The following is a 22,905-nucleotide window of genomic DNA, read 5'->3' as shown; positions in this document are numbered from 1 at the left end:
AAGCTCGCGCAAACGCACCGTTGCATCACGTTGCAACCCGTTGTCCTGCGACGATCGGTCGAAACGATGCGACGGGTGGTCGCATCTGCCGACGAATGAATGTGTCCGAATTCAATTACCCCCAATTTTCCAACAATGGGTGCGGTGCGCGCTTCGGGTTCGATGTGTCTATTGTCAAACCATTATTCGACCGCAACTCGAAGTCACGTTCACTTTCAGTTGTAGGCGACACGACGCCGGCAGTTACGGCTGTCGGCAGGCCGCGAGCATGCTCGGGGTCACTTAGATGTGGAAGGAATTCCTTTGCGTATCTCACGCATAGCGACCGGCGCGGTCGCGCTCGGAATGACGGCAGTGCTGATCACGGCATGTTCGTCCGGCGATTCGTCGGGCGGATCGTCCAGCGGCGTCGTCAACGCCTGGGCGGGCGAGCCCCAGAACCCGCTCATTCCTACGAACACGAGTGAGAACCAGGGCGGCCGCGTCCTCGACTCCCTGTTCGCCGGTCTCGTTTCGTACACCGCCGACGGCGGCACGGAGAACGAGGTCGCCGAGTCCATCGAGAGCACCGACGGTCAGAACTTCACCGTCAAGCTCAAGGACGGTTGGACCTTCACGGACGGCACCCCCGTCACCGCGAAGTCGTTCGTCGACGCGTGGAACTTCGGCGCCCTCTCCACCAACGCTCAGATCCAGGCATCGTTCTTCGATCCGATCAAGGGCTACGACGAAGTTGCAGCCGAGGTTCCGACGGCTCAGACGATGTCGGGTCTGAAGGTTGTGGACGACTCCACCTTCACCATCGAACTCAAGCAGCCCGAGTCGGCGTTCCCCGACCGCCTCGGTTTCACGGCGTACTACCCGCTGCCCGAGGTCGCGTTCAAGGACATGACCGCATTCGGCGAGAACCCGGTCGGCAACGGCCCGTACAAGCTCGACGGAACCGGCGCGTGGCAGCACAACGTCCGCATCGACACGGTCGTGAACCCGGACTACAACGGCAACCGTAAGCCGAAGAACGCCGGCGTCGACTTCATCATGTACAACAGCCTCGACACGGCGTACACCGATCTTCTCGCCAACAACGTCGACGTCCTCGACCAGGTCCCGCCGAGCGCGGTCACGACCTTCGAGTCCGATCTTGCCGGTCGCACGGTCAACCAGCCGTCGGCAACCATCGAGACGTTCACGATCCCGGGGCGCCTGGCGCACTTCAGTGGTGAAGAAGGCATGCTCCGCCGTCAGGCGATCTCGATGGCGATCAACCGCGATCAGATCACGCAGCAGATCTTCAACAAGACCAGGACGCCTGCTCTCGACTTCACGAGCCCCGCAATCGAGGGTTGGAACGACTCGCTGACCGGTAACGGCAACCTGAAGTTCGACCCCGAGGCAGCCAAGGCTGCTTGGGCCAAGGCCGACGCCATCGCGCCGTGGTCCGGCAGCTTCGAGATCGGATACAACTCGGACGGCGGACACCAGGAATGGGTCGACGCCACGGCGAACAGCATCCGCAACACGCTCGGCATCGATGCAAAGGGCAAGCAGTACGCCACCTTTGCGCAGATCCGCACCGAAGCCACCGACCGCACCATCCAGAGCGCGTTCCGCTCCGGCTGGCAGGGCGACTACCCGCAGCAGTACGGCTTCCTGGCGCAGAACTACCAGACCGGCGGCAGCTCCAACGACGGCGAGTACTCCAACCCCGAGTTCGACCGCCTCCTGCGCGAATCGGCCGGCCAGACGGACAAGGCGAAGGCTCAGGAACTGCTCGATCAGGCTCAGGAAGTGCTGCTCAAGGACCTGCCTGCAATTCCGACGTGGTACCGCAACGCCGCCAGTGGATGGTCGGAGAACGTCTCCAACGTGACCATCAGCTGGAATGGCATTCCGGTCTACGAAGACATCGAAAAGAACTGACGCGTAGAACGATCCGCATCTGAAACGTGAGTTCGGGGCGGCAGGCGCCCTGCCTGCCGTCCCGAACTCGTGTTCACACCGGACTGTCCGCTGACGTACACGATCATCGACAAGGAGGTGATCCGATGCTCTGGTACATCGGTCGCCGAGTGCTTCAAATGATCCCGGTTTTTCTCGGGGCCACTCTTCTGATCTACGCCATGGTCTTCCTGCTTCCCGGTGATCCGATTGCCGCGTTGGCGGGCGACAAGGCGCTCAGTCCGGCTGTGGCAGCACAGCTTCGGGAGCGCTACCACCTCGATCTCCCCTTCTATCAGCAGTACCTGCTGTACCTGAAGGGCATCTTCACGCTGGACTTCGGCACGTCGTTCTCCGGACGACCTGTCAGTGAAGTTCTGGCACAGGCATTTCCGATCACGATGAAACTTGCCTTCATGGCACTGATCGTCGAGACCGTCTTCGGTGTCGGCTTCGGCCTCATCGCCGGCCTGCGTAAGGGCGGATTCTTCGACAGCACCGTCCTGCTGTTCAGCCTCGTTCTCATCGCCATCCCGATCTTCGTGATCGGCTTCCTGGCTCAGTTCTTCATCGGCGTCAAATGGGGCATCGTCCCGCCGACGGTCGGTGGCAACACCAGCTTCAAGAATCTCCTGCTCCCCGCCCTGGTTCTGGGTTCGGTCTCGTTCGCCTACGTCTTACGACTGACCCGAACGTCCGTGGCGGAGAACCTGAGTGCCGACTACGTGCGCACCGCCACCGCCAAGGGACTTTCCCGTGGACGAGTGGTTCGCGTGCACGTCTTGCGCAACTCGCTGATCCCCGTGGTCACGTTCCTGGGCGCCGACCTCGCAACGTTGATGGGCGGCGCCATCGTCACCGAGGGCATCTTCAACATCAACGGCGTCGGCGGCACGATCTACCAGGCCGTGACCAGAGGTGAAGCGCCGACGGTGGTTTCGTTCGTCACCATCCTGATCGTGATCTACCTGATCGCAAATCTGCTCGTCGACCTCTTGTACGCCGCGCTCGATCCGAGGATCCGCTATGTCTGAGACCGTGAAGACCGGACGCGCCGTCCGGCAAAGTCATTTCGTGGCACCGCCCGAAGTTGCGGCACCGGGGGAGACGGACGCCGTCAAACTCGATCAGGCGCCGACGAGTATGTGGACCGACGCGTGGCGCGATCTGCGCAAGCGTCCCCTGTTCATCATCTCGACGATCATCATCCTCGCGGTCATCGTCATCGCAGCGTTTCCGGGCTTGTTCACGAGTACCGATCCGCGGTTCTGCGACCTCACCTACAGCATGCAGGGACCGACCTCCGGCCACTGGTTCGGGTTCGACCGCCAGGGTTGTGACGTCTACTCGCGCACCATCTACGGTGCTCGAGCGTCCGTACTCGTGGGCGTCGGCGTCACTGCGTCGGTGCTGGTGATCGGAGTGATCTTCGGCGCGCTTTCCGGGTTCTACGGCGGCTGGACCGATTCGATTCTCTCCCGCGTCGCCGACATCTTCTTCGGTATCCCGCTGATCCTCGCTGCCATCGTTCTGATGCAGCTGTTCACCGATCGCACCATCTGGACCGTCGTCGGCGTCCTGGCACTCTTCGGTTGGCCGCAGATGGCACGAATTGCCCGTGGCGCGGTGATCTCGGCGAAGAACAACGATTACGTCATGGCTTCGGAAGCGTTGGGTGTCTCGAAGCTCAAGACACTGATCCGCCACGTCATCCCGAACTCGTTGGCGCCCATCATCGTTGTCGCCACCATCTCGCTCGGCACGTACATCGTCGCCGAGGCGACGCTGTCCTTCCTCGGTATCGGACTTCCGTCCACCGAGGTTTCGTGGGGCGGCGACATCAGCAACGCTCAGGTGACGCTGCGTCAGGGATCGACCATTCTGTTCTACCCGGCAACGGCTTTGGCGATCACCGTCCTCGGATTCATCATGATGGGTGACGCGCTGCGCGACGCCCTCGATCCCAAGTCTCGGAAGCGGTGAGCACGATGACCACCAAGGAAACTCTCACCTCGGAGGAAACTCCGTTGCTCGAGATTCGTGATCTCGAGGTGTCGTTCCAGTCCAATTCGGGTCCCGTTCCGGCAGTTCGAGGCGTCAGCCTGACGGTCTATCCGGGTCAGACGGTCGCCATCGTCGGCGAATCGGGCTCGGGTAAGTCCACCACCGCCCACTCGATCATCAATCTGCTTCCCGGCACCGGCAAGGTGACGGCAGGCGAGATCATCTTCGACGGTAAGGACATCTCGAAGCTTTCGGAGAAGGACTTCGTCCACATCCGGGGTAGCCAGATCGGTTTGGTTCCGCAGGACCCGATGTCGAATCTGAATCCCGTGTGGAAAGTGGGCTTTCAGATCGAGGAAGCACTGGCCGCCAACGGGATCGCCAAGGGCAAAGCTGCCAAGGTTCGGGCCGCCGAACTACTCGAGGAGGCCGGCCTCGCCGAAGCCGAGAGCAGGTTGGGGCAGTACCCGCACGAGTTCTCGGGCGGCATGCGTCAGCGTGCACTCATCGCGATCGGGTTGTCCGCTCGTCCGAAGCTGCTGATCGCGGACGAGCCGACGTCGGCGCTCGACGTCACCGTCCAGCGTCAGATCCTCGATCATCTCGACGGTCTGACTACGGAACTCGGCACCGCCGTTCTGCTCATCACTCACGATCTGGGCTTGGCCGCTGAGCGCGCCGAGCATCTGATCGTGATGAGCAAGGGGCGCATCGTCGAATCCGGTCCGGCACTGGAGATTCTGAAGCGCCCGCAGCATCCGTACACGCAGAAGCTGGTTGCTGCTGCGCCGTCTTTGGCGTCGAAGCGACTCAGTTCTTCGGTAGCGCGCGCCGAGATTCGGGAACAGGCGGAAGAGGTCGCCGAAGCGGTCAAGGCCGAGGAAAGTACGGCAGAGTCCTTCGGAAAGGCGACCGACGACGTTCTTGTCGTCGATCATCTGACCAAGGTGTTCAAGCTGCGCAAGGGTTTCCGCAAGACCACCGACTTCACAGCCGTGAACGACGTGTCCTTCAAGGTCCGCCGCGGAACCACAACGGCGATCGTCGGTGAATCGGGTTCCGGTAAGTCGACGGTCGCGCAGATGGTCCTCGGCCTGCTCGAGCCCACGGCAGGAAACGTGGTCTTCGACGGTCAGGACGTGGCGAAACTCGGCGCGAAGGAAACTTTTGCGTTCCGTCGCCGAGTGCAGCCGATCTTCCAGAACCCCTACGGCACGCTCGACCCGATGTACTCGATCTACCGCACGATCGAGGAGCCGCTGCGTACCCACAAGGTCGGCACCAAGGCCGAGCGTGAGGCTCGCGTCCGGGAACTTCTCGACAAGGTGGGTCTGCCTCAGTCGGTCATGCGACGGTTCCCGAACGAGCTCTCCGGCGGACAGCGTCAGCGCGTCGCAATTGCGCGCGCGCTGGCACTGCAACCGGAGGTCGTGATCTGCGACGAGGCGGTCTCCGCTCTCGACGTGCTCGTTCAGGATCAGATCTTGACCCTGCTGAATGACCTGCAGGCAGAGTTCGGGTTGACGTACCTCTTCATCACGCACGACCTGGCCGTGGTTCGTCAGATCGCGGACAACGTGTTGGTGATGTCGCGTGGCTCGATCGTCGAATCGGCGCCGATCGACGACGTGTTCGGCAATCCGCAGCAGGACTACACACGCAAGTTGCTCGACGCGATTCCCGGTGGCTCCATCAAGCTGGGAAGCTGACGCAACAGGTAGGTAGGCAAGTCCGCAGAGGGGCTGCAAGGGTACCGTCGTTGATCGTGACGGACCCCTTGCAGCCCCTCGTCGATCTTCCAGGCGTACGCGCCGCCGCCGATCATGCGCGCGAGGCTCTGGGTGAGGTTCATCGGCACAAGACCAACCGTCGCGGTTGGCCCACCACTGCCGCCGAAGCCGCGGTTCGCGCTGCGCGAGCCTCCGCTTCGTTGGCCGGAGGCACCACCGAATTGCCGGCCGAGGGCATGGCCGGTGACCCGATTCTCGCGGGTGCGCTGCGGGTAGCTCAGGCTCTGGACGGCGACAGCCTTCCGCTCATGGAGTCGACGTGGAAGCGCGCCCCACTGCAGGCTTTGGCCCGGCTGCACCTGTTGGCCGCGGCAGATCTCGTCGAGGACGCGGATCAACTGGGACGGCCGCGGTCGGACCGCGGCGTGGGGGAGCGCTTGGACGCTCTCGCCCAACTCGTCACCGGCGGAACCACTGCACCGGCACCGGTTCTGGCAGCCGTCGTACACGGAGAACTCTTGGCGCTGAGCCCGTTCGGCACGGCTGACGGCATCGTCGCCCGCGCGGCCTCGCGTCTGGTTGCGGTCTCGTCGGGGTTGGATCCGCACAATCTCGGGGTCCCCGAGGTCAGTTGGCTTCGGCGGCCGCAGGCGTACACGGACGGCGCGGCGGGATTCGCTTCGGGAAATCCGGCGGGCGTCGGCAGCTGGGTGATCCTGTGCTGCGGTGCGCTCGAAGCCGGTGCGCGAGAAGCGACTTCGATTGCAGACGCAGCTACCGGGTAGTCCGGACAATTTCCCCTGTCGGAACATAACGAACGGGCGGCGCTGCCGATAAATCGACTTCGCCGCCCGTCAGCACGGACTACTCGTTACCAAGCGTGCTCGGTGGGTTGTGTGGGTGGCCTCGGCGAGGGATCGCACTTTCTGAGGTCGTCCCCGCAACCTGTGCGGGGTCCTCGCTCAAATTGAACGAATCTCGCAGGCCCACAACGCTTCTGCCCTTATAGTGGCTTGTGCTCCGCGTGGGTGCCCTAGTGCCCGTGCTAGGAATTTCAGTTGGGGAAACGGTCCTTCTCTTCCGAGCCGTTCCTGGCCTTCCGTTCTTCCGTAACTCCTTTGTACCCTGTGTCCGGGCTCACAGCAAGTACCAATTTTTGTTTGTGGGCCTTGGATTTCAGCGTTTCCGGCGTAGTAGCCCGAAGGTCATGGCACCGGCCACCACAGCTGCGATTCCCACCGCGGCAGTAGTGGCCACCGTCGTCGTGGATTGGGCCGACAATCGCGCACGAAGTGAGACCGGATTCGAGAAAGTCAGTATGGGCCAACCGTTTACGGCTGCTTCCTTGCGCAATGCACGATCGGGGTTGACCGCGGTGGGATGTCCGACCGCCTCGAGCATGGGCAAATCGGTCACCGAGTCGGAGTAGGCGTAACTGGCGGCGAGGTCGTAGCCGTACTCCGCGGCAAGTTTTTCCATCGCCTCGACCTTGCCCGGACCGTAGCAGTAGAAGTCGACCTCGCCGGTGTAGTGGCCGTCTTCTTCCCTCATCGACGTCGCGACGGAATGGGTGGCGCCGAGGGCGCGGGCGATCGGTGCGACGATCTCTTCACCCGAAGCCGACACCACGATGACGTCGTGTCCGCGCAGCTTGTGATCTGCGATCAGATCGGCCGCCTCGGCGAAGACGAGTGGGTCGACGATGTCGTGCAGAGTCTCCGCGACGATGGCCTTCACCTGCTCCACGTCCCAACCCGCACACATCGCCGTCAGGTGCTCGCGCATGCGCTCCATCTGATCGTGATCGGCGCCGGACAGTAGAAACAGGAATTGTGCATAGCTGCTCTTGAGAACCGAGCGTCGATTGATCAGACCCTGGGCGAAGAATGGCTTGCTGAACGCCAGGGTGCTCGACTTCGCGATGATCGTTTTGTCCAAATCGAAGAAAGCGGCTGTCCGCCCGGTATTCAGTCCGTTCGCAGGCTTGTCGGTCACAGGAATGAGGATAGTCCGACAGGCGGTTCGTGTGCTCCTCGGCAAGCCTCCTCTTTCGGCGAAAAACAGCAGTTCAGTGCAGCTCAGGCTTGCGTTTCTCGCCGATGTCGGGTGTAAGATCGTTGCTGTTCGATTCGTTCGAACTAGTTCAGCCCGACCCCCCGGGGCTGAACTCAGACGGCCCCCGCCTCCTCCCCCCATTGGCGGGGGTCGTCCTCTGTCTGCGGCCCGTTTCTCCACAACTTCGTAGTTGTCCACAGGGTCGTTCACCGCACTGTTTCCGGTGCCCGTTCTCGTTCAGGCTCTGCAGTCATGAACACGACGATCAATTCTCGGGAAACCGGCGCTTGCATTCTGGTTCTCGTCGACGACGCGAAGGTCCTCGCGAGCGTGCGACGCGTCGCTGCCGCGGTGGACCGCCGTGTGGACGAGGCCGAGCATCCCGTGTCCCGGCAACAGTGGAACCGCGCTTCGGCGATCGTATTGGACGCGTCGGCCGCGCGAGATGCGCTGGCTCATTCCCCCAAGCGAACGCGAGTGTTCCTCGTATGCGACGGCACACCGACCGTCGACGATTGGAAGAGCGCCACAGCGATCGGAGCCGACAGCGTCCTGTCTCTGCCCGAGGAAGAGAACGCGCTGGTCGCAGTTCTGGCCGACCACGTCGACGTAGGGGGTGACGGCACCGTCGTGAGCGTGGTGGGTGGTTGTGGCGGCGGCGGAGCTTCGGCAACAGCGGCGGCCGTCGCGTTGACGTCGGCGGCGCGTCACGTCCCGACGCTGCTGGTGGACGTCGACGCACTCGGTTCCGGCGCCGACGTCCTGTTGGGTATCGAGACGGCCCCCGGATTGCGCTGGGGTGCACTGACCGTCGAGGGCGGACGGTTGGCGCCGGACGCGCTGCGTGATGCGTTGCCGGCAAAGGGAAAGTTCTTGAGGGTTCTGGCGAGCAGTCGGCGTGAGATCGACGGTCCGACGGTGACCGCTGTTCGCGCCGTGTTGGACGCAGGTCGCAGGTCCGGGGGACTCGTGGTCTGCGACCTGCCGCGTCACCCCAGCGAGGTCGGCCAGGCCGTCCTGGAGATCTCGGATTTTGTCCTCGTCGTGGTTCCGGCCACCGTGGCCGCGTGTGTCGCTGCCGAGAAGGTCGGGGCCTGGGTGAGGCGACACAACTCCAATGTCGGACTCGTCGTGCGTGGGCCGGCGCCGGGAGGGCTACGCGGCGCCGACGTGGCGGACATGCTCGGCCTGCCCCTGACGGCCGTCATGCGTGGCCACCGTTCGCTGGCGCCGATGCTCGAGCGCGGTGGCCTCGAATTGACCCGCGGTTGTCCGTTGAGTGTGGCGGCAACAGCGGTACTCGACGCCGTCGAATCCGGAGCACGCCCGCGCAGGGCTGCGGCATGAGTGCGTTGGTCACGGCCGAACTGCTCGACCGCGTTCGCGAGCGATTGACGGCGTCGTCGGTCGCCGAACCGACGGCAGCCACCGTTGCCGATGCCGTACGAGCCGAGTCCTCCGGCGTTCTGGCGGACACCGACCTGTTGGAGGTCGTCAGGGTGCTCCAGACGGAACTGACGGGCGCGGGGCCGCTCGAACCCCTGCTTCACGAACCCGGTGTCGCCGACGTACTGGTGACCGCGCCGGATCAGGTCTGGGTGGACCGCGGGGTCGGCCTCGAAAGGTCAGCGGTGCGGTTCACCGACGAGGCAGCTGTGCGTCGACTGGCGCAACGGTTGGCACTTTCGGCAGGTCGACGCCTCGACGACGCCCAACCGTGGGTAGACGGGCGCCTGCGGGGCGTCGGCGACGGGCACTTCGGGGTGCGACTGCACGCCGTACTGGCACCGGTGGCCCAGGGCGGAACCTGCGTGTCACTGCGAGTGCTGCGGCCGGCGACACAGGGCCTCGACGCGCTGTGCGCTCACGGCGCCGTGGAACCGGATGCGCGCGAACTCCTGAATCGCATCATTTCTTCTCGCTTGGCTTTTCTGGTGATCGGCGGAACTGGCGCGGGAAAGACCACGTTGTTGTCCGCGATGCTCGGTGCCGTCGACCCGCGCGAGCGAATCGTCTGCGTCGAGGACGCGGCCGAACTCGCGCCGCCGCATCCGCACGTCGTCCGCCTCGTGGCCAGAGCTCCCAACGTGGAGGGCGTCGGGGAGGTGACAGTGCGTGACCTGGTTCGGCAGGCTCTGCGGATGCGTCCCGATCGCATCGTCGTCGGTGAGGTTCGCGGCGCAGAGGTGACGGATCTGCTCACGGCGATGAACACCGGCCACGACGGCGGGGCCGGCACCGTCCACGCCAATTCGCCCGAAGAGGTGCCGGCCAGGCTCGAGGCGTTGGCTGCACTCGGCGGTATGGATCGCCACGCGCTGCACAGTCAACTTGCCGCGGCGGTTCAAGTGATCCTGCACGTGCACAGGTTGGCCGACGGATCGAGGCGTCTCGAACAGATCGGTGTCATCGACCGCGGTGCGGACGGATACGTACGAATCATGCAGGCGTGGCCGGACGGCGGTTCGGGTCGTGAGCAGCTCGAGCGGATGTTCCGGCTTCGCAATCGGGAGGTCGGGACGTGACAGTTTCGCTCTTGACGTTCGCGTTGGCGGTCTCGATTGCGCCGGTGCGGGATTCACGAGCTCGGCTCGCAACGTACAACCTGAGTATCCACAAGCCCTCCCGGCAGATTCCATGGGAGTTCGTCGCCGCATTTCTTGCGATCTCGGCCGCGTGGGTTCTCGGAGGTCCTCCGGCCGGGTGCGCGGCGGTCGTCCTCGCCGGGACCCTGATCTTTCGTGGCCGACGCGCGAAGGCGGCCGAAAACCGAGACCTCTCACAGAAGATGCTGCTCGCCGGTTTGGAGGTGCTGATCGCAGAGTTGAGCGTCGGCGCACATCCTGCAGCGGCCAGTTCTGTTGCAGGCGAAGAATGTACCGGCGAAGTGAGCGCGGTGTTCCGGTCCGCTGGGGCGAGGGCGCGTCTCGGCGGTTCTGCCGCAGCGGCCTTCGTGGTACCGGATTCCGGCATCGAGCGTGAGTTCTCCCGCATCGGATCCGTCTGGCGGGTCGCAGACCAACACGGGCTGGCTCTGGCGGAACTACTCGGCGCCGTCCGGACGGACATGTTGGGACGTAGACGCTTTCGTCAACGCACCGAGGCCGGGTTGGCGGGCGCGCGGGCGACCGCTGCGGTCTTGGCCTTTCTCCCGCTGTTGGGGATCGGTCTCGGGCAATTGATGGGTGCTTCGCCGCTGCGCGTGCTGTTCGGAGGTGGGCTCGGCGGCGTGCTCCTGGTGATCGGAACCGCTTGTGTCTCAGCTGGTCTGCTCTGGACCGACCGGATAACCGCGAAGGTCACGTCGTGAGTTGGGCATCCGTGGCGATGATGGCGTTGGCGCTCGCGATCATTCCCGCTCGGCGCGGTGCTTCGGCCAGGGCGGCAGAAATTCTCTTCGCGGACACAACAACAGAAAATTCGGTTTCAGTCCCGGACAAGCCGGATCCACTCGCAGTTGCCGCAAGTCTCGACCTTCTCGGGGCCTGCCTACGAGCGGGGCTTCCCGTCTCCGCCGCGATCACAGCGATGGCGTCGACCGCGCCGAAACCGATGGCAGATTCGCTTCGTCGCGTCGCCGACCTTCTTGCGCTCGGTGCTGATCCCGACGCCGCGTGGAGCGAGGCCGCTCTCGATCCGGATACCGAAGCCCTGGCCAGGATGGCCCGGCGTTCGGCGCGTTCGGGTTCGTCGTTGTCCTCGTCCATGACCGAGCTCGCCGAGCGTAGTCGCGGTGAGGCCGAGGATCTGGCGGCTGCCGCTGCCGAACGCGCGGGAGTGTTGATCAGCGGCCCACTCGGGCTGTGTTTCCTGCCCGCCTTCATCGCCTTGGGCATCGTCCCGGTGGTGATCGGGCTTGCTACGACTGTGCTCGGCAACGGCCTGCTGTGAGCCGGATCCGAGTGAAAGCTCCTGCGGCAGAAGTGCTGCCACAGGTTTCGATTGAAGGGGGAGAAATGATTTCGAAGACGTTGAGGTCGGTGTCGGCCAGATTTGCCCTGTTGGTTGTGGAGGACGACGGCATGTCCACCGCGGAGTACGCGATCGGCACCATCGCGGCCGCGGCGTTCGGAGCCGTCCTGTACACCGTGGTCACCGGTGACTCCATCGTCTCCGCGCTGACGGGCATCATCGACAAGGCGCTCAAGACGGCTGTGTGATGTTGTCCACGAGAGGTATTCGGCAAGCCGACGACGGCGCCGTGACGGTCGAGGCCGCGATTGCCCTGGCGTCGATCGTCACGGTGGTCGTGCTGTGTATCGGCGGAGTCCTGGCGGTGTCGATGCAGGTTCGGTGTGTTGACGCCGCTCGTGAGGCCGCTCGTCTGGTGGCACGTGGTGATCGTGAGTCTGCGGTCACCACGGCCCGCCGGATCGCACCCAACGATGCATCTGTCTCGGTGGAGATCGTGGACGGCTTTGCGGTGGCCGTCGTCAGCGCCGAAAGTACGCTGCTGCCGTTGGTCGACATCTCTTCCGAGGCGGTGGCAGCAGTGGAACCGGGGGTGGAGGAGGGGTGAACCTACGTGACGACGAAGGTGTTGCCACGGTTCTGGCATGCTGCATTCTGGCGGCGATCGTGCTGGTGACCGGCGGGATACTGCATGTCGGGTCCGCGGTGGTGGCCAGGCACACGGCGCAGTCGGCGGCTGATCTTTCGGCCCTCGGCGGTGCGGGCGCCTTGGACGGCGGTGACGAGGCGGCGTGTGAAATGTCCGCGGTGATCGCGGAGCGGATGCGTACGGTGCTCGAGGAGTGCGATGTCCAGGGGTGGGATGTAGTGGTCGAGATACGCGCACCGGTGTTGTTGTCGGGCTTCGGGATCGGTGATGCGCAGGCCTACGCTCGTGCGGGTCCGGTCAGCTGATCGTGTCTCAGCTGATCGTGTCGATGACGGCGGTCAGAACCTTCACCGCGCCGTCCTTGTCGAGCGGATCGTTTCCGTTGCCGCACTTGGGTGAATAGACACAGGACGGGCAGCCGTGAGCGCATTCGCAGGACAGGATGGCATCCCGCGTCGCGGTGAGCCATCGTGACAGTTCGCTGTGCCCCCGGTCGGCGAACCCGGCGCCGCCGGCATGACCGTCGTAGACGAAGACCGTCGGGAGTCCGGTGTCCGCGTGCATCGCAGTCGATACTCCGCCGATGTCTCCGCGGTCGCAGATCGCCACCAGCGGCAGAAGTCCGATCGCTGCATGTTCGGCGGCATGCAGTGATCCGGGGAACCGTTCGGGCGGCACCCCGATGGATTCGAGGAGTTCGGGCGTGACCGTGTACATCACTGCCCTGGTGGGCAAAGTGTGTGCGGGCATGTCGAGTTCGATCGAGTCGAGGACTTCACCCGAAGTCAACCGTCGTAGGTACCCGACGACTTGATGTGTCACCTCGACCTGGACGAGAGCGACGGCGATGTCGCCGTAGTTCTTGTGCTCGAGTTGTTCGGTGATCGTGATTTCGGTGGTTTCGCGAGCCGAGGTGGTCCAGTCAGGATTCTCGGTGTGAACCAGTGCGAGTCCGACGTCGAGGTCCAGTTCGTCGACGACGTAGGTCTCGCCTTGATGGATGTGGACGGCGCCGGGATGAACTGTGGCCGGAGCGCGGCCCGCGTCGACAGTGCCGAGCATTCGGCCGGATTCACCGTCGACAATGGCCACCTGCGTTCCGATGCCGCCGCGAATGTCCAAAGAGCCGTGGGGGTTCGAATCAGCGGTGACGAACCATCCGTGCTTTCGGCGCCGGATCTTGCCTTCCTCGGACAGTCTGGTCAGAACTTCGAGAGCCCCGAATGCGTCGACCTCGGCGTCGGAAAGTGGGAGTTCCATTGCAGCGCAGAGAAGTTGTGGTCCTAGAACGTACGGATTTCCGGGATCTGTCACCGTCGCCTCGACAGGTTTGTCCAATACTGCCGACGGATGGTGAACGAGGTAGGTGTCGAGTGGATCGTCGCGGGCGATCAACACGACGAGTGAACCCTCACCGCGTCGCCCGGAGCGACCGGCCTGCTGCCAGAACGACGCGACGGTGCCCGGGAAGCCTGCCACGACAACGGCGTCGAGGCCGGCGATGTCGACGCCGAGCTCCAGTGCGTTGGTGGTGGCTGCGCCCAGCAGTGTGCCGTCGGCGAGTGCAGCCTCCAGTTCGCGTCGGTCCTCGGCCAGATATCCGGCGCGATACGACGCGACTCGCTCGGCGAGGTCCGGGTCCACCTCGGCGAGTAGACGTTTGGTGGCCATCGCGGTCAGCTCGGCGCCGCGGCGGGAGCGTACGAAGGTGAGAGTGCGGGCGCCCTCGATCATGAGGTCGGCCATGATCCGCGCAGCTTCCGCACCCGCGGGACGCCGTACCGGGCTACCGTTTTCGCCGGTCAATGCTTCGAGCAGCGGCGGTTCCCACAGTGCGACGGTACGTGGGCCGTGCGGCGATCCGTCTTCCGTGACCTCGGTGCAGTGGGCGCCGATCAGCCGCGAGGCTGCCGCGCCGGGATCTGCGGTGGTTGCGCTGGCCAGGATGAAGGTGGGTTCGGCGCCGTAACGGGCCGCAATCCTTCGCAGTCGCCGGATCACGAGCGCGACGTTCGATCCGAAGACCCCCCTGTAGGAGTGGCATTCGTCGATGATCACGTATTTCAAGTTGCGGAAGAAGTGCGCCCATCGTTGATGGGTCCGGAGCAGTGAAATGTGGATCATGTCGGGGTTGGTGAAGAGCCAGCGCGAGTTCTCCCGTGCCCAGGTGCGGAGTTCTTGCGAGGTGTCGCCGTCGTATGCACTGGCGTTGGTGCTGCGAAGTTCCACGTCGAAGTCGGTGAGGGACAGCACCGCTCGTAGTTGATCGGAGCCCAGCGCTTTGGTGGGGGAGAGGTAGAGGGCTGTTGCGAGTGGATCGGTTGCCATGGCCGTCAGCACCGGGAGTTGGTATGCCAGAGACTTACCCGACGCGGTACCGGTGGCTACGACCACGTGTTTTCCTTCGTATGCGAGGTCGGCAGCCTCGCTCTGGTGGATCCACGGGGACCGAACGCTGTGTTCGGCGAGCGCGCGTACGACGCTGGGGTGCACCCACTCCGGCCATTCGGTGAACTCGGCTACGCGAGCCGGTAGCTGCGCGGTGAACATCAGTGGTTTTTCGCTTCCACTGACCCCGGCGACGACGCGATCGAGCAGCATCTGCCCGTAGGTCTCGCCAGGCTTCCCTCCCGGGGCGGGGATCGGGGAAGGTGCGTTCACGTGACTCTCCGGGCTCGGCGTAGGGGCGTGGCGGCAATCGGAAACTGTCGCTACCTGCAGTTTTGATGATACGCAACCGTCAACGGTCTTGGTGAAACCGGGTGGTCGGCGCGCACGCGGGAAACCACGGTCGTGGGCTGTTTTTCTCGTAGCGAACTTTTAACGTTTTTAGTTCCGTTTTCGACTGTTGTGCACGCGGAGAACATGGTTGACTGACAATCGGTCGCAGCTTCTGTGTTCGTAGGCTTGAGAAAGTGCACGCTCGCAGGATCGTTGTTGCGGGCGCGGTGCTCTGCCTTTCCTGAGGGGGAAATAAAGACGTACAGCGGTCGGAACCGGCCCGGTGGACTGTAAGGGCTGTTCATCGAATCCGGTGTTAGAAAGAGAAGGAAAAGCATGGCACAGGGCACTGTGAAGTGGTTCAACGCTGAAAAGGGCTTCGGCTTCATCGCTCCCGAAGACGGTTCCGCAGACGTCTTCGTTCACTACTCCGAAATTCAGGGCAACGGCTTCCGTACCCTCGAGGAGAACCAGCGTGTGGAGTTCGAGGTCGGCCAGGGCACCAAGGGTCCCCAGGCTACCGGCGTTCGCGCGGTCTGATTTTCCGCTCACTTGCTGAGCGAATAGTTCGGACAGTATTTGTCCCCCATCGCATCTGTGCGGTGGGGGACAAATCTTTTCGGTGCAAGCAAGAGTCTTCTCCATCCGGAGTGAATACACGCAGCTGTTCGACCACGGCCGGTCGTCTATGCCGTCACTACCTTCGTGGCTTACGTTTCACTCTGTGAGCCAACTGTCCTTTTTCTCTGCCGAGTCGATTCCACCTGCCGTGACGGACCTTGCCGGAATGCTGGCCGGACCGGGTCAGGTCGTGACCTCGGAGGATCGAGCCCGGATCTCGATCGTCGTGGATCGGGACTGGAGAGCGCAGGCCGTGGCCGAGTTGATCGCGCAGTGTGGACTCGGGGCCGAGGTGACGCGCAGTGACGAGGGCAGTCCACTCGTGCGTACTCAGTCGACGCCCGCACTGCTTCCGCTGTCCGTGCAGTGGACCAAGGGAGCAGTGAAGGCGGTGCCGGTCGGGTGGGTTCCCAATTCTCGCCAACTCCGAGTCTGGGCCGTCGCCGCCGGCCGCCTCGAAGAAGGCGGTGAACGGTTCGTGTTCGGCCTCGATCCCCATGCCAAGGAGACTCACGCTCCGCTCGCCCAGGCTTTGATGCGAGTAGGTATCGCGCCGACTCAACTGGGTAACCGGACACCGGGCCCCGGACTCCGCGTATCGGGAAAGAAGAGACTGACAAAGCTCGTCGAATACCTCGGTGAGGCGCCGAAACACGTCGACACTTCGGTCGCCTGGCCGCACGTCTGACGGTACCGATGCCGCATGTCTCACGGTGTCGATGCCGCGTGTCCGACGGAGCCCATACTGTACTGATCTGCACGAATGTCTTGCGGGTATGTCACTCTGTAAAGAGAGACACGGGGTATAACTTGCTCCACACGTCTAGTTCTGAAGAACTGCCGACGGCAGTGAACGTCCAAAGGAAGGCTCGGGCAGCAGGTGGCTAAAGCGGACAACGGCAGCGGTCAGGGAGCGTCCGGTAACCCTCGTCGCCTCGTGATCGTCGAGTCACCGACCAAGGCGCGCAAAATCGCTCCCTACCTCGGTAAGGACTACGTCGTAGAGGCATCGGTCGGTCACATTCGCGACCTGCCGCGCGGCGCAGCAGACGTTCCGGCCAAGTACAAGGGCGAGTCCTGGGCCCGCCTCGGCGTCAACGTCGATCACGACTTCGAGCCGCTCTATGTCGTGAGCCCGGAAAAGAAGGGCAAGGTCGCCGAACTCAAGTCTCTGTTGAAGGACGCCGACGAGCTCTTCCTCGCAACTGACCCCGACCGCGAGGGCGAGGCAATCGCCTGGCATCTCCTCGAGACTCTCAAGCCCAAGATTCCGGTTCGTCGAATGGTCTTCCACGAGATCACCGAGCCGGCAATCCGTGCTGCCGCCGAAGACACCCGCGAACTCGACACCGACCTGGTCGATGCTCAGGAAACCCGCCGCATTCTCGACCGTCTCTACGGTTACGAGGTCAGCCCGGTTCTCTGGAAGAAGGTCATGCCGAAGCTCTCGGCCGGCCGCGTCCAGTCGGTGGCCACTCGCGTCATCGTCCAGCGCGAACGCGAGCGCATGGCGTTCAAGTCGGCGTCGTACTGGGACATTTCCGCGACGCTCGACGCCGGTGCAGAGGCCAGTCCGCGCAGTTTCGGCGCACGCCTCGTCTCCGTCGACGGTTCTCGTGTCGCTTCCGGCCGCGATTTCGGAGCTGACGGAAAGCTCAAGGGCAGCGCGGTCACCGTGCTCGACGAGGCCTACGCGCGTCGTCTCGCAGAAGCGTTGCAGGGCGTCGACCTCACGGTGTCGTCCGCCGAGGACAAGCCGTACACCCGTAAGCCCTACCCGCCGTTCATGACGTCGACGCTCCAGCAGGAAGCCGGACGCAAGCTTCGTTTCACGTCCGAACGCGCCATGCGTATCGCGCAGCGTCTGTACGAAAACGGCTACATCACTTACATGCGTACCGACTCGACGACGCTCTCGGAGTCGGCGATCGCTGCCGCTCGAGCGCAGGCCACCGAGTTGTACGGTCCTGAATACGTTCATCCGACCCCGCGTCAGTACACCCGCAAGGTCAAGAACGCGCAGGAAGCTCACGAGGCGATCCGCCCCGCTGGTGACGTGTTCCAGACCCCGGGTCAGTTGCACTCCAAGCTCGACTCCGACGAGTTCAAGCTGTACGAACTCATCTGGCAGCGCACCGTCGCCTCGCAGATGGCTGACGCCCGCGGTACGACGCTCACGCTTCGCATCTCCGGCACGGCAGGCACCGGCGAGGACTGCACGTTCTCCGCTTCAGGTCGCACCATCGTGTTCGCCGGCTTCCTCAAGGCTTACGTCGAAAGTGTCGACGAAGAGGCCGGCGGTCAGTCCGACGACGCCGAATCCAGGCTTCCGGTACTGGTCAAGGGTCAGGAAGTCACGGCGACCAAGCTCGATCCCGACGGGCACAGCACCAACCCGCCCGCCCGCTACACAGAAGCCAGCCTGATCAAGACACTCGAAGAACTCGGCATCGGCCGTCCTTCGACCTACTCGTCGATCATCAAGACCATTCTCGATCGCGGATACGTCTACAAACGTGGCAGCGCACTGGTGCCGTCCTGGGTGGCGTTTGCCGTCATCGGACTGCTCGAGGTGCACTTCGGCCGGCTGGTCGACTTCGACTTCACGGCAGGAATGGAAGACGATCTCGACGCGATCGCCGGCGGCCGTGAGCAGCGCGGCAACTGGCTGAGCAGCTTCTACTTCGGCGGCGAGACAGGCGCAGAAGGTTCGGTCGCCCGCGAGGGCGGGCTGAAGAAGATGGTCGGCGTCAACCTAGAGGAGATCGACGCCCGCGAGGTCAACTCCATCCGTCTCTTCGACGACGCCGAGGGCCGTGAGGTTCACGTGCGTGTCGGCCGGTTCGGCCCGTACCTCGAGCGCATGGTTCAGAATCCGGACGATCCCGAAGGCGATCTGATCTCGCAGCGGGCCAATCTTCCCGATGACCTGCCACCGGACGAGCTCACCCCCGAGTACGCGGAGAAGCTGTTCTCGACGCCTCAAGAGGGCCGCAAGCTGGGCGTCGACCCACTGACGGGCCACGAGATCGTCGCGAAGGAAGGCCGCTTCGGTCCCTACGTGACCGAGATCCTGCCCGAACCGCCGGCCGAGCCGGAACCGGACATCGTTCCCGTCTCCGCTCCCGAGCCGGAAGAAATCAGTTCAGGTAGTACCAAGACTGCGGTGAAGAAGACCGCGGCCAAGAAGGCGCCGGCGAAGAAGGCTGCCAAGAAGGTCGCGGGCCCCAAGCCGCGGACGGGATCGCTGCTCAAGTCCATGGACTTGGCGACGATCACGTTGGAAGATGCGCTTCGTCTGCTGTCGCTTCCGCGCGTCGTGGGTGTCGACCCCGAATCGAAGGAAGAGATCACTGCGCAGAACGGCCGTTACGGTCCGTACCTGAAGAAGGGCACGGACTCGCGCTCGCTCGCCAACGAAGAGCAGATGTTCACCGTCACGCTCGACGAGGCGCTCAAGATCTACGCCGAGCCGAAGCGTCGTGGGCGTCAGGCGTCGGCAACGCCTCCGCTGCGTGAGTTGGGCGTCGATCCGGTCAGCGAGAAGCCGATGGTGATCAAGGACGGCCGTTTCGGTCCCTACGTCACCGACGGTGAGACCAACGCCAGCCTTCGCAAGGACGACGACGTCGAATCCATTTCCGATGCTCGTGCGTCGGAGTTGCTGGCTGATCGTCGTGCGCGTGGCCCGGTCAAAAAGAAGGCGGCTGCCAAGAAGGCTCCGGCTAAGAAGGCCGCTGCCAAGAAGACTGCCGCGAAAAAAGCTCCGGCAAAGAAGGCAGCTGCCAAGAAGGCTCCGGCGAAGAAGGACTCGTAGGGCTTCGTCGGTGGCGACGGTTAGGGTTTTTGCATGAGTACTGAAGTGGCCGAACGAGGTGTGTTCGGTCGGCTGGTGGGTCAGCAGGACGTCGAGAAAAGTCTGCGTGATGCTGCACTGTCGGCTCGCGGCGATTCCAGCGGCTCGGAAATGACTCACGCGTGGCTGTTCACCGGGCCACCTGGCTCAGGTCGTTCGGTTGCTGCTCTCTGCTTCGCCGCGGCCCTGCAATGCACCTCCGAGGGTGCACCAGGGTGCGGTGAGTGCCATGCGTGTACGACGACGATGGGTGGAACCCACGGTGACGTACGACGGATCATCCCCGACGGCCTGAGCATCAGCGTCAAAGGCATGCGCGAGATAGTCAACATCGCTTCGCGTCGGCCGACGACGGGGCGGTGGCAGGTCATCGTGGTCGAGGATGCTGATCGTTTGACCGAAGGCGCGGCCAACGCACTCCTGAAGGTTGTCGAGGAGCCACCGGACCGCACGGTCATCCTGCTCTGCGCGCCGACGACCGATCCGGAAGACATGTCTGTCACCTTGCGCTCGCGGTGCCGGCACATGCCGTTGGTGACGCCGTCCGTCGAATCGATCGCTCAGGTGCTGATCGACCGCGACGGCCTGGATCCGGAGCGGGCGAGAATCGCGGCATCGATCAGCGGTGGACATGTCGGTCGGGCTCGGCGTCTTGCTACCGACGAGAGTGCGCGGGACGAGCGTCAGCGTTCGTTGCGGCTAGCTGCCGACGCGATCGGTGCGTCGACGGCCTACAAGGCGGCCGAGAACTTGGTGAAGTCGATCGAGGCCGACACCAAGGCGTTCTACGCCGAACTCAAGGAACAGGAACTCGAAGAGCTCAAGGTCTCGCTGGGCGGCGGTGGTACCGGCAAGGGAACGGCCGGAACTCTGCGCGGATCGGCTGGTCTGATCAAAGACCTCGAAGCGCGTCAGAAATCGCGTGACACGCGGGCCCGCCGCGATCTCCTCGACCGGACCCTGATCGACCTGGCCGGCATGTACCGGGACGCACTTTCCTGTTCACTGGGGTCGACGTCGACGGCGACCCATCCCGACATGGCTCGTCAGGCCGCCGAGTTGGCTGCCCGAACGTCCCCGGAGGGGTTGCTGAAGTGCATCGAAGCCGTGCTCGAATGCCGTGAGGCTGTCGACTTCAACGTCAAGTTGCAGTGGGCGCTCGACGCGATGGTTGCCTCCATCGGAGCCGCTTTCAGACCCCCGTTTTCGCGATCCGGGGGTTGACCAGATAGACTCGCCACCGCCGAAAGGCACGCTGCCTTAGCTCAGTCGGTAGAGCATTTCACTCGTAATGAAAAGGTCGAGAGTTCGATTCTCTCAGGCAGCTCGGCCAAGAGCCCCACACCCGGAAATTCGGATGTGGGGCTCTTGTCGTTTGTTCCCATTCCTACGTATGTGCCGTTTATCCTGATTCTGGCGAACACGTGCCTGAGCAGGGGAGACTTCGATGTCGGATCAGAACTGGGGATCGGGCCAACCACCGCAGAATCCGCCGCCGTACGGGCAGATTCCGCCCATGCCGCCGCAGGGTTATCAGTCACCGACGCCCGCCTATCCGTACGCAACGTGGATCTCTCGTGTTCTCGCGTCAATCCTCGACGGCTTTGTCGTTCCGCTTCCGGGGATCATCCTCGCGATCATCGGGGCGGTGATCGCGTTCTCCGGATCCGAAGTGACCACATACGACGACGGCAGCGTGAGCGCTGAGGGCGGCAATCCGGTCGGCGTGATCGTCATGGTCGTCGGCATACTGGCCATCTTCTTGATCGAGGTGTGGAACCTCGTCTTCAGACAAGGGAACACCGGACAGACGCTCGGCAAGAAGTGGCTGGGGATTTCTGTGATTCGGGAGTCCGACGGTGTGCCTCTCGGACCGGTGGTGGCGCTGCTTCGTTGGATCTTGATGGCGATCCTGGGTGGCGCCTGCTTCCTCAACTATCTCTGGCCGCTCTGGGACTCGAAGCACCAGTGCTGGCACGACATGGTGGTTCGATCGGTAGTCGTTCGCGCGAGCTAGTCGCTGCCGGGGTCTCTTACAGTGGGTGCCATGGAGTTGGAAGCGGTGGCAAGTCGACGACGCGCGCTGGCCGCACCCGTCGGTGTCGCTGCCGTGGCCGTGACAGCCGCCGCGGTTCTCCATTTCCGCGATCCCCACAGCGCGGGTAGTTACGGCGTTTGTCCGATGTACGCGTTGACGGGATTGTGGTGCCCGGCGTGTGGTGGCCTTCGTGCGGTCAACGACCTGACTAATCTGGATCTTGGTGCCGCAGTGTCCAGCAATATCTTGATCGTGCCGTTTGTCGCGGTATTGGTGATCGCGTGGATCGGTTGGACGGTGCGCCGCTGGAAAGGCACGCGGGATCGCATGATCGTGCTTCGGCCGACCGTGACGATCGTGGTGCTCGGAGTTCTCGTTGCATTTACGGTTGTTCGAAACACCCCATGGGGGAGCTGGCTCGCGCCGGCGTGACGGTAAGAGGTCGACATGGCAATGCAGGTTTTTTCGCTCATCGTTCTGCTCGGCGCGCTGATCATTCTGATTCCGACGGCACGACGTGTCTTCGGCAAGAAGGACGACGAGTAGGTCTCGACAACTGAGCCGGTGGGGAACATGCTGGCGGTATGGCTGATTCGTTGAAAGCTCGCGTCAAGGAGAAGCTGCTGCGGCAACTCGCCGAGGACGGTCGGCACCCGATTCAGGAAGCTGAGGGTGACGATCCCCGGTTGGTTTCGATCAACGACGACCTCGAAGCCTTGGAACAGGCCGAAGAAGGCGATCCGATCGTCGAAGAACTGGCCGAGAGGTACTGGGTTCCGTGAAGTTTACCGACCGCAGCGCTCTGACCTGGCGATTTGGTGTTGTGTTGATCTTCGCGTAACTTTGTCCAGGTCAGAGCGACACGGACACCGACTCCCACCTGCGAGGGTGAGTGACACGAGGTTGTACGAAGTGCCTGGCGAACACAATCCAGTTGTTCTTCACGAGGTTCCGGTTTGCGCCGGTGATCTGGTTGGGGTAGGCTGGGAAAGTTGCCCCGGAGCGGCGGCCATAGGGTCGTGGTGATGGTGTGTGCGTGTTCTTTGAGAACTCAACAGTGTGTCGATGAATGTCAGTGCCAAAATTTTTTGGTACTTCACATCCGCGAATGATCAACCGCCTCTTGAGGTTTGGTTGGTTTGTATGTGGTGTGAGTATTTTTCGTCGGTGATTGTTCATTCTTCCGTCTGAATGGTTGCCGACACATTTTTTGCTAGTTGAGTTTTTTTGCTAGTGATTTGACTCTTTTTGTCTATGACTGATTAGCCGGCCTTCGGGTTGGTGATATCTAGAGTCTTCAACGGAGAGTTTGATCCTGGCTCAGGACGAACGCTGGCGGCGTGCTTAACACATGCAAGTCGAGCGGTAAGGCCTTTCGGGG

The 22,905-nt window shown here is 63.2% G+C and carries 21 protein-coding genes, 1 tRNA gene and 1 rRNA gene; 21 read left to right on the top strand and 2 right to left on the bottom strand.

Going from position 1 to position 22,905, the window contains the following annotated elements; genetic code table 11:
* Positions 1–303: 303 nt before the first annotated feature.
* From ACFQ6H_RS27760 to ACFQ6H_RS27740, 5 genes are all read left to right on the top strand, one after another.
* Positions 304–1,920 (top strand): ABC transporter substrate-binding protein, encoded by a 1,617-nt coding sequence (locus ACFQ6H_RS27760; protein ID WP_378445749.1) that lies wholly within the window; start codon positions 304–306, stop codon positions 1,918–1,920.
* A 125-nt stretch (positions 1,921–2,045) separates the two neighbouring features.
* A complete protein-coding gene (locus ACFQ6H_RS27755; protein WP_003946101.1) occupies positions 2,046–2,972 on the top strand; it encodes an ABC transporter permease in 927 nt (308 codons plus the stop codon).
* Complete coding sequence (locus ACFQ6H_RS27750; RefSeq protein ID WP_003946092.1) at positions 2,965–3,921, top strand: ABC transporter permease; 957 nt, start codon at positions 2,965–2,967, stop codon at positions 3,919–3,921. The genes ACFQ6H_RS27755 and ACFQ6H_RS27750 overlap by 8 nt, the downstream gene beginning before the upstream one ends.
* Positions 3,922–3,926: 5 nt before the next feature.
* Positions 3,927–5,651, top strand: coding sequence for an ABC transporter ATP-binding protein (locus ACFQ6H_RS27745; protein ID WP_099696931.1), 1,725 nt, complete (start codon positions 3,927–3,929; stop codon positions 5,649–5,651).
* 56 nt (positions 5,652–5,707) lie between these two features.
* On the top strand, positions 5,708–6,457 hold the full coding sequence (locus tag ACFQ6H_RS27740; RefSeq protein ID WP_378650061.1) for an oxidoreductase: 750 nt from the start codon (positions 5,708–5,710) through the stop codon (positions 6,455–6,457).
* Between the two features lie 391 nt (positions 6,458–6,848).
* Here ACFQ6H_RS27740 and ACFQ6H_RS27735 read toward each other — a convergent pair whose 3' ends face one another.
* Entirely contained in the window at positions 6,849–7,667 is an 819-nt protein-coding gene (locus ACFQ6H_RS27735) for an HAD-IB family hydrolase (RefSeq protein WP_214887644.1), read from the bottom strand.
* Between the two features lie 312 nt (positions 7,668–7,979).
* Between ACFQ6H_RS27735 and ssd the strand changes: the two genes are divergently transcribed.
* The 7 genes from ssd (at position 7,980) to ACFQ6H_RS27700 (ending at position 12,593) form a co-directional block, all read left to right on the top strand.
* A complete protein-coding gene (ssd, locus tag ACFQ6H_RS27730; protein ID WP_378650059.1) occupies positions 7,980–9,074 on the top strand; it encodes a septum site-determining protein Ssd in 1,095 nt (364 codons plus the stop codon).
* Positions 9,071–10,252 (top strand): TadA family conjugal transfer-associated ATPase, encoded by a 1,182-nt coding sequence (locus ACFQ6H_RS27725; RefSeq protein WP_378650057.1) that lies wholly within the window; start codon positions 9,071–9,073, stop codon positions 10,250–10,252. Before ssd ends, ACFQ6H_RS27725 begins: the two co-directional genes overlap by 4 nt.
* Positions 10,249–11,037, top strand: a complete 789-nt coding sequence (locus tag ACFQ6H_RS27720) for a type II secretion system F family protein (protein ID WP_378650055.1) — start codon at positions 10,249–10,251, stop codon at positions 11,035–11,037. The genes ACFQ6H_RS27725 and ACFQ6H_RS27720 overlap by 4 nt, the downstream gene beginning before the upstream one ends.
* Entirely contained in the window at positions 11,034–11,618 is a 585-nt protein-coding gene (locus ACFQ6H_RS27715; RefSeq protein ID WP_378540427.1) for a type II secretion system F family protein, read from the top strand. Before ACFQ6H_RS27720 ends, ACFQ6H_RS27715 begins: the two co-directional genes overlap by 4 nt.
* 65 nt (positions 11,619–11,683) lie before the next feature.
* A complete protein-coding gene (locus tag ACFQ6H_RS27710; protein WP_378650054.1) occupies positions 11,684–11,887 on the top strand; it encodes a DUF4244 domain-containing protein in 204 nt (67 codons plus the stop codon).
* Complete coding sequence (locus ACFQ6H_RS27705; RefSeq protein ID WP_378650052.1) at positions 11,887–12,246, top strand: TadE family type IV pilus minor pilin; 360 nt, start codon at positions 11,887–11,889, stop codon at positions 12,244–12,246. Before ACFQ6H_RS27710 ends, ACFQ6H_RS27705 begins: the two co-directional genes overlap by 1 nt.
* Positions 12,243–12,593 (top strand): Rv3654c family TadE-like protein, encoded by a 351-nt coding sequence (locus ACFQ6H_RS27700; RefSeq protein WP_378540421.1) that lies wholly within the window; start codon positions 12,243–12,245, stop codon positions 12,591–12,593. Before ACFQ6H_RS27705 ends, ACFQ6H_RS27700 begins: the two co-directional genes overlap by 4 nt.
* Before the next feature lie 7 nt (positions 12,594–12,600).
* On the opposite strand, the gene ACFQ6H_RS27695 is transcribed toward ACFQ6H_RS27700, so the two are convergent.
* Complete coding sequence (locus ACFQ6H_RS27695; protein WP_200317859.1) at positions 12,601–14,889, bottom strand: DEAD/DEAH box helicase; 2,289 nt, start codon at positions 14,887–14,889, stop codon at positions 12,601–12,603.
* A 456-nt stretch (positions 14,890–15,345) separates the two neighbouring features.
* Between ACFQ6H_RS27695 and ACFQ6H_RS27690 the strand changes: the two genes are divergently transcribed.
* The 9 genes from ACFQ6H_RS27690 to ACFQ6H_RS27650 form a co-directional block, all read left to right on the top strand.
* Positions 15,346–15,549: a cold-shock protein gene (locus ACFQ6H_RS27690; protein ID WP_003946117.1), complete on the top strand. Its 204-nt coding sequence runs from the start codon at positions 15,346–15,348 to the stop codon at positions 15,547–15,549.
* Between the two features lie 184 nt (positions 15,550–15,733).
* Positions 15,734–16,318, top strand: coding sequence for a hypothetical protein (locus ACFQ6H_RS27685; RefSeq protein ID WP_317553427.1), 585 nt, complete (start codon positions 15,734–15,736; stop codon positions 16,316–16,318).
* A gap of 192 nt (positions 16,319–16,510) precedes the next feature.
* Positions 16,511–19,447 carry a type I DNA topoisomerase gene (gene topA / locus ACFQ6H_RS27680; RefSeq protein ID WP_378634308.1) on the top strand — a complete coding sequence of 979 codons (2,937 nt, stop codon included), beginning with the start codon at positions 16,511–16,513 and terminating at the stop codon, positions 19,445–19,447.
* A gap of 33 nt (positions 19,448–19,480) precedes the next feature.
* Positions 19,481–20,710, top strand: a complete 1,230-nt coding sequence (locus tag ACFQ6H_RS27675; RefSeq protein WP_378650050.1) for a DNA polymerase III subunit delta' — start codon at positions 19,481–19,483, stop codon at positions 20,708–20,710.
* 30 nt (positions 20,711–20,740) lie between these two features.
* Positions 20,741–20,813, top strand: a tRNA-Thr gene (locus ACFQ6H_RS27670).
* Between the two features lie 120 nt (positions 20,814–20,933).
* Entirely contained in the window at positions 20,934–21,503 is a 570-nt protein-coding gene (locus tag ACFQ6H_RS27665; RefSeq protein WP_378650048.1) for an RDD family protein, read from the top strand.
* A 30-nt stretch (positions 21,504–21,533) separates the two neighbouring features.
* On the top strand, positions 21,534–21,956 hold the full coding sequence (locus tag ACFQ6H_RS27660; protein WP_378537140.1) for a DUF2752 domain-containing protein: 423 nt from the start codon (positions 21,534–21,536) through the stop codon (positions 21,954–21,956).
* A 152-nt stretch (positions 21,957–22,108) separates the two neighbouring features.
* Entirely contained in the window at positions 22,109–22,306 is a 198-nt protein-coding gene (locus tag ACFQ6H_RS27655) for a hypothetical protein (RefSeq protein ID WP_003946112.1), read from the top strand.
* Between the two features lie 515 nt (positions 22,307–22,821).
* Positions 22,822–22,905 (top strand): 16S ribosomal RNA (locus ACFQ6H_RS27650); the annotation flags it as partial.

The sequence above is a fragment of the Rhodococcus sp. NPDC056506 genome, from assembly GCF_042794945.1.
Lineage (GTDB): Bacteria > Actinomycetota > Actinomycetes > Mycobacteriales > Mycobacteriaceae > Rhodococcus_F.
This window is presented reverse-complemented; position numbering and strand designations above follow the sequence as displayed.

Excerpts from the sequence above, each read along its gene's own strand:
- ACFQ6H_RS27755 (WP_003946101.1), top strand. The coding sequence starts at position 2,046 with ATGCTCTGGTACATCGGTCGCCGAGTGCTTCAAATGATCCCGGTTTTT.
- ACFQ6H_RS27750 (WP_003946092.1), top strand. The coding sequence starts at position 2,965 with ATGTCTGAGACCGTGAAGACCGGACGCGCCGTCCGGCAAAGTCATTTC.
- ACFQ6H_RS27745 (WP_099696931.1), top strand. The coding sequence starts at position 3,927 with ATGACCACCAAGGAAACTCTCACCTCGGAGGAAACTCCGTTGCTCGAG.
- ssd (WP_378650059.1), top strand. The coding sequence starts at position 7,980 with ATGAACACGACGATCAATTCTCGGGAAACCGGCGCTTGCATTCTGGTT.
- ACFQ6H_RS27725 (WP_378650057.1), top strand. The coding sequence starts at position 9,071 with ATGAGTGCGTTGGTCACGGCCGAACTGCTCGACCGCGTTCGCGAGCGA.
- ACFQ6H_RS27710 (WP_378650054.1), top strand. The coding sequence starts at position 11,684 with ATGATTTCGAAGACGTTGAGGTCGGTGTCGGCCAGATTTGCCCTGTTG.
- ACFQ6H_RS27705 (WP_378650052.1), top strand. The coding sequence starts at position 11,887 with ATGTTGTCCACGAGAGGTATTCGGCAAGCCGACGACGGCGCCGTGACG.
- ACFQ6H_RS27695 (WP_200317859.1), bottom strand. The coding sequence starts at position 14,889 with ATGCTGCTCGATCGCGTCGTCGCCGGGGTCAGTGGAAGCGAAAAACCA.
- ACFQ6H_RS27690 (WP_003946117.1), top strand. The coding sequence starts at position 15,346 with ATGGCACAGGGCACTGTGAAGTGGTTCAACGCTGAAAAGGGCTTCGGC.
- ACFQ6H_RS27675 (WP_378650050.1), top strand. The coding sequence starts at position 19,481 with ATGAGTACTGAAGTGGCCGAACGAGGTGTGTTCGGTCGGCTGGTGGGT.
- ACFQ6H_RS27665 (WP_378650048.1), top strand. The coding sequence starts at position 20,934 with ATGTCGGATCAGAACTGGGGATCGGGCCAACCACCGCAGAATCCGCCG.
- ACFQ6H_RS27660 (WP_378537140.1), top strand. The coding sequence starts at position 21,534 with ATGGAGTTGGAAGCGGTGGCAAGTCGACGACGCGCGCTGGCCGCACCC.
- ACFQ6H_RS27655 (WP_003946112.1), top strand. The coding sequence starts at position 22,109 with ATGGCTGATTCGTTGAAAGCTCGCGTCAAGGAGAAGCTGCTGCGGCAA.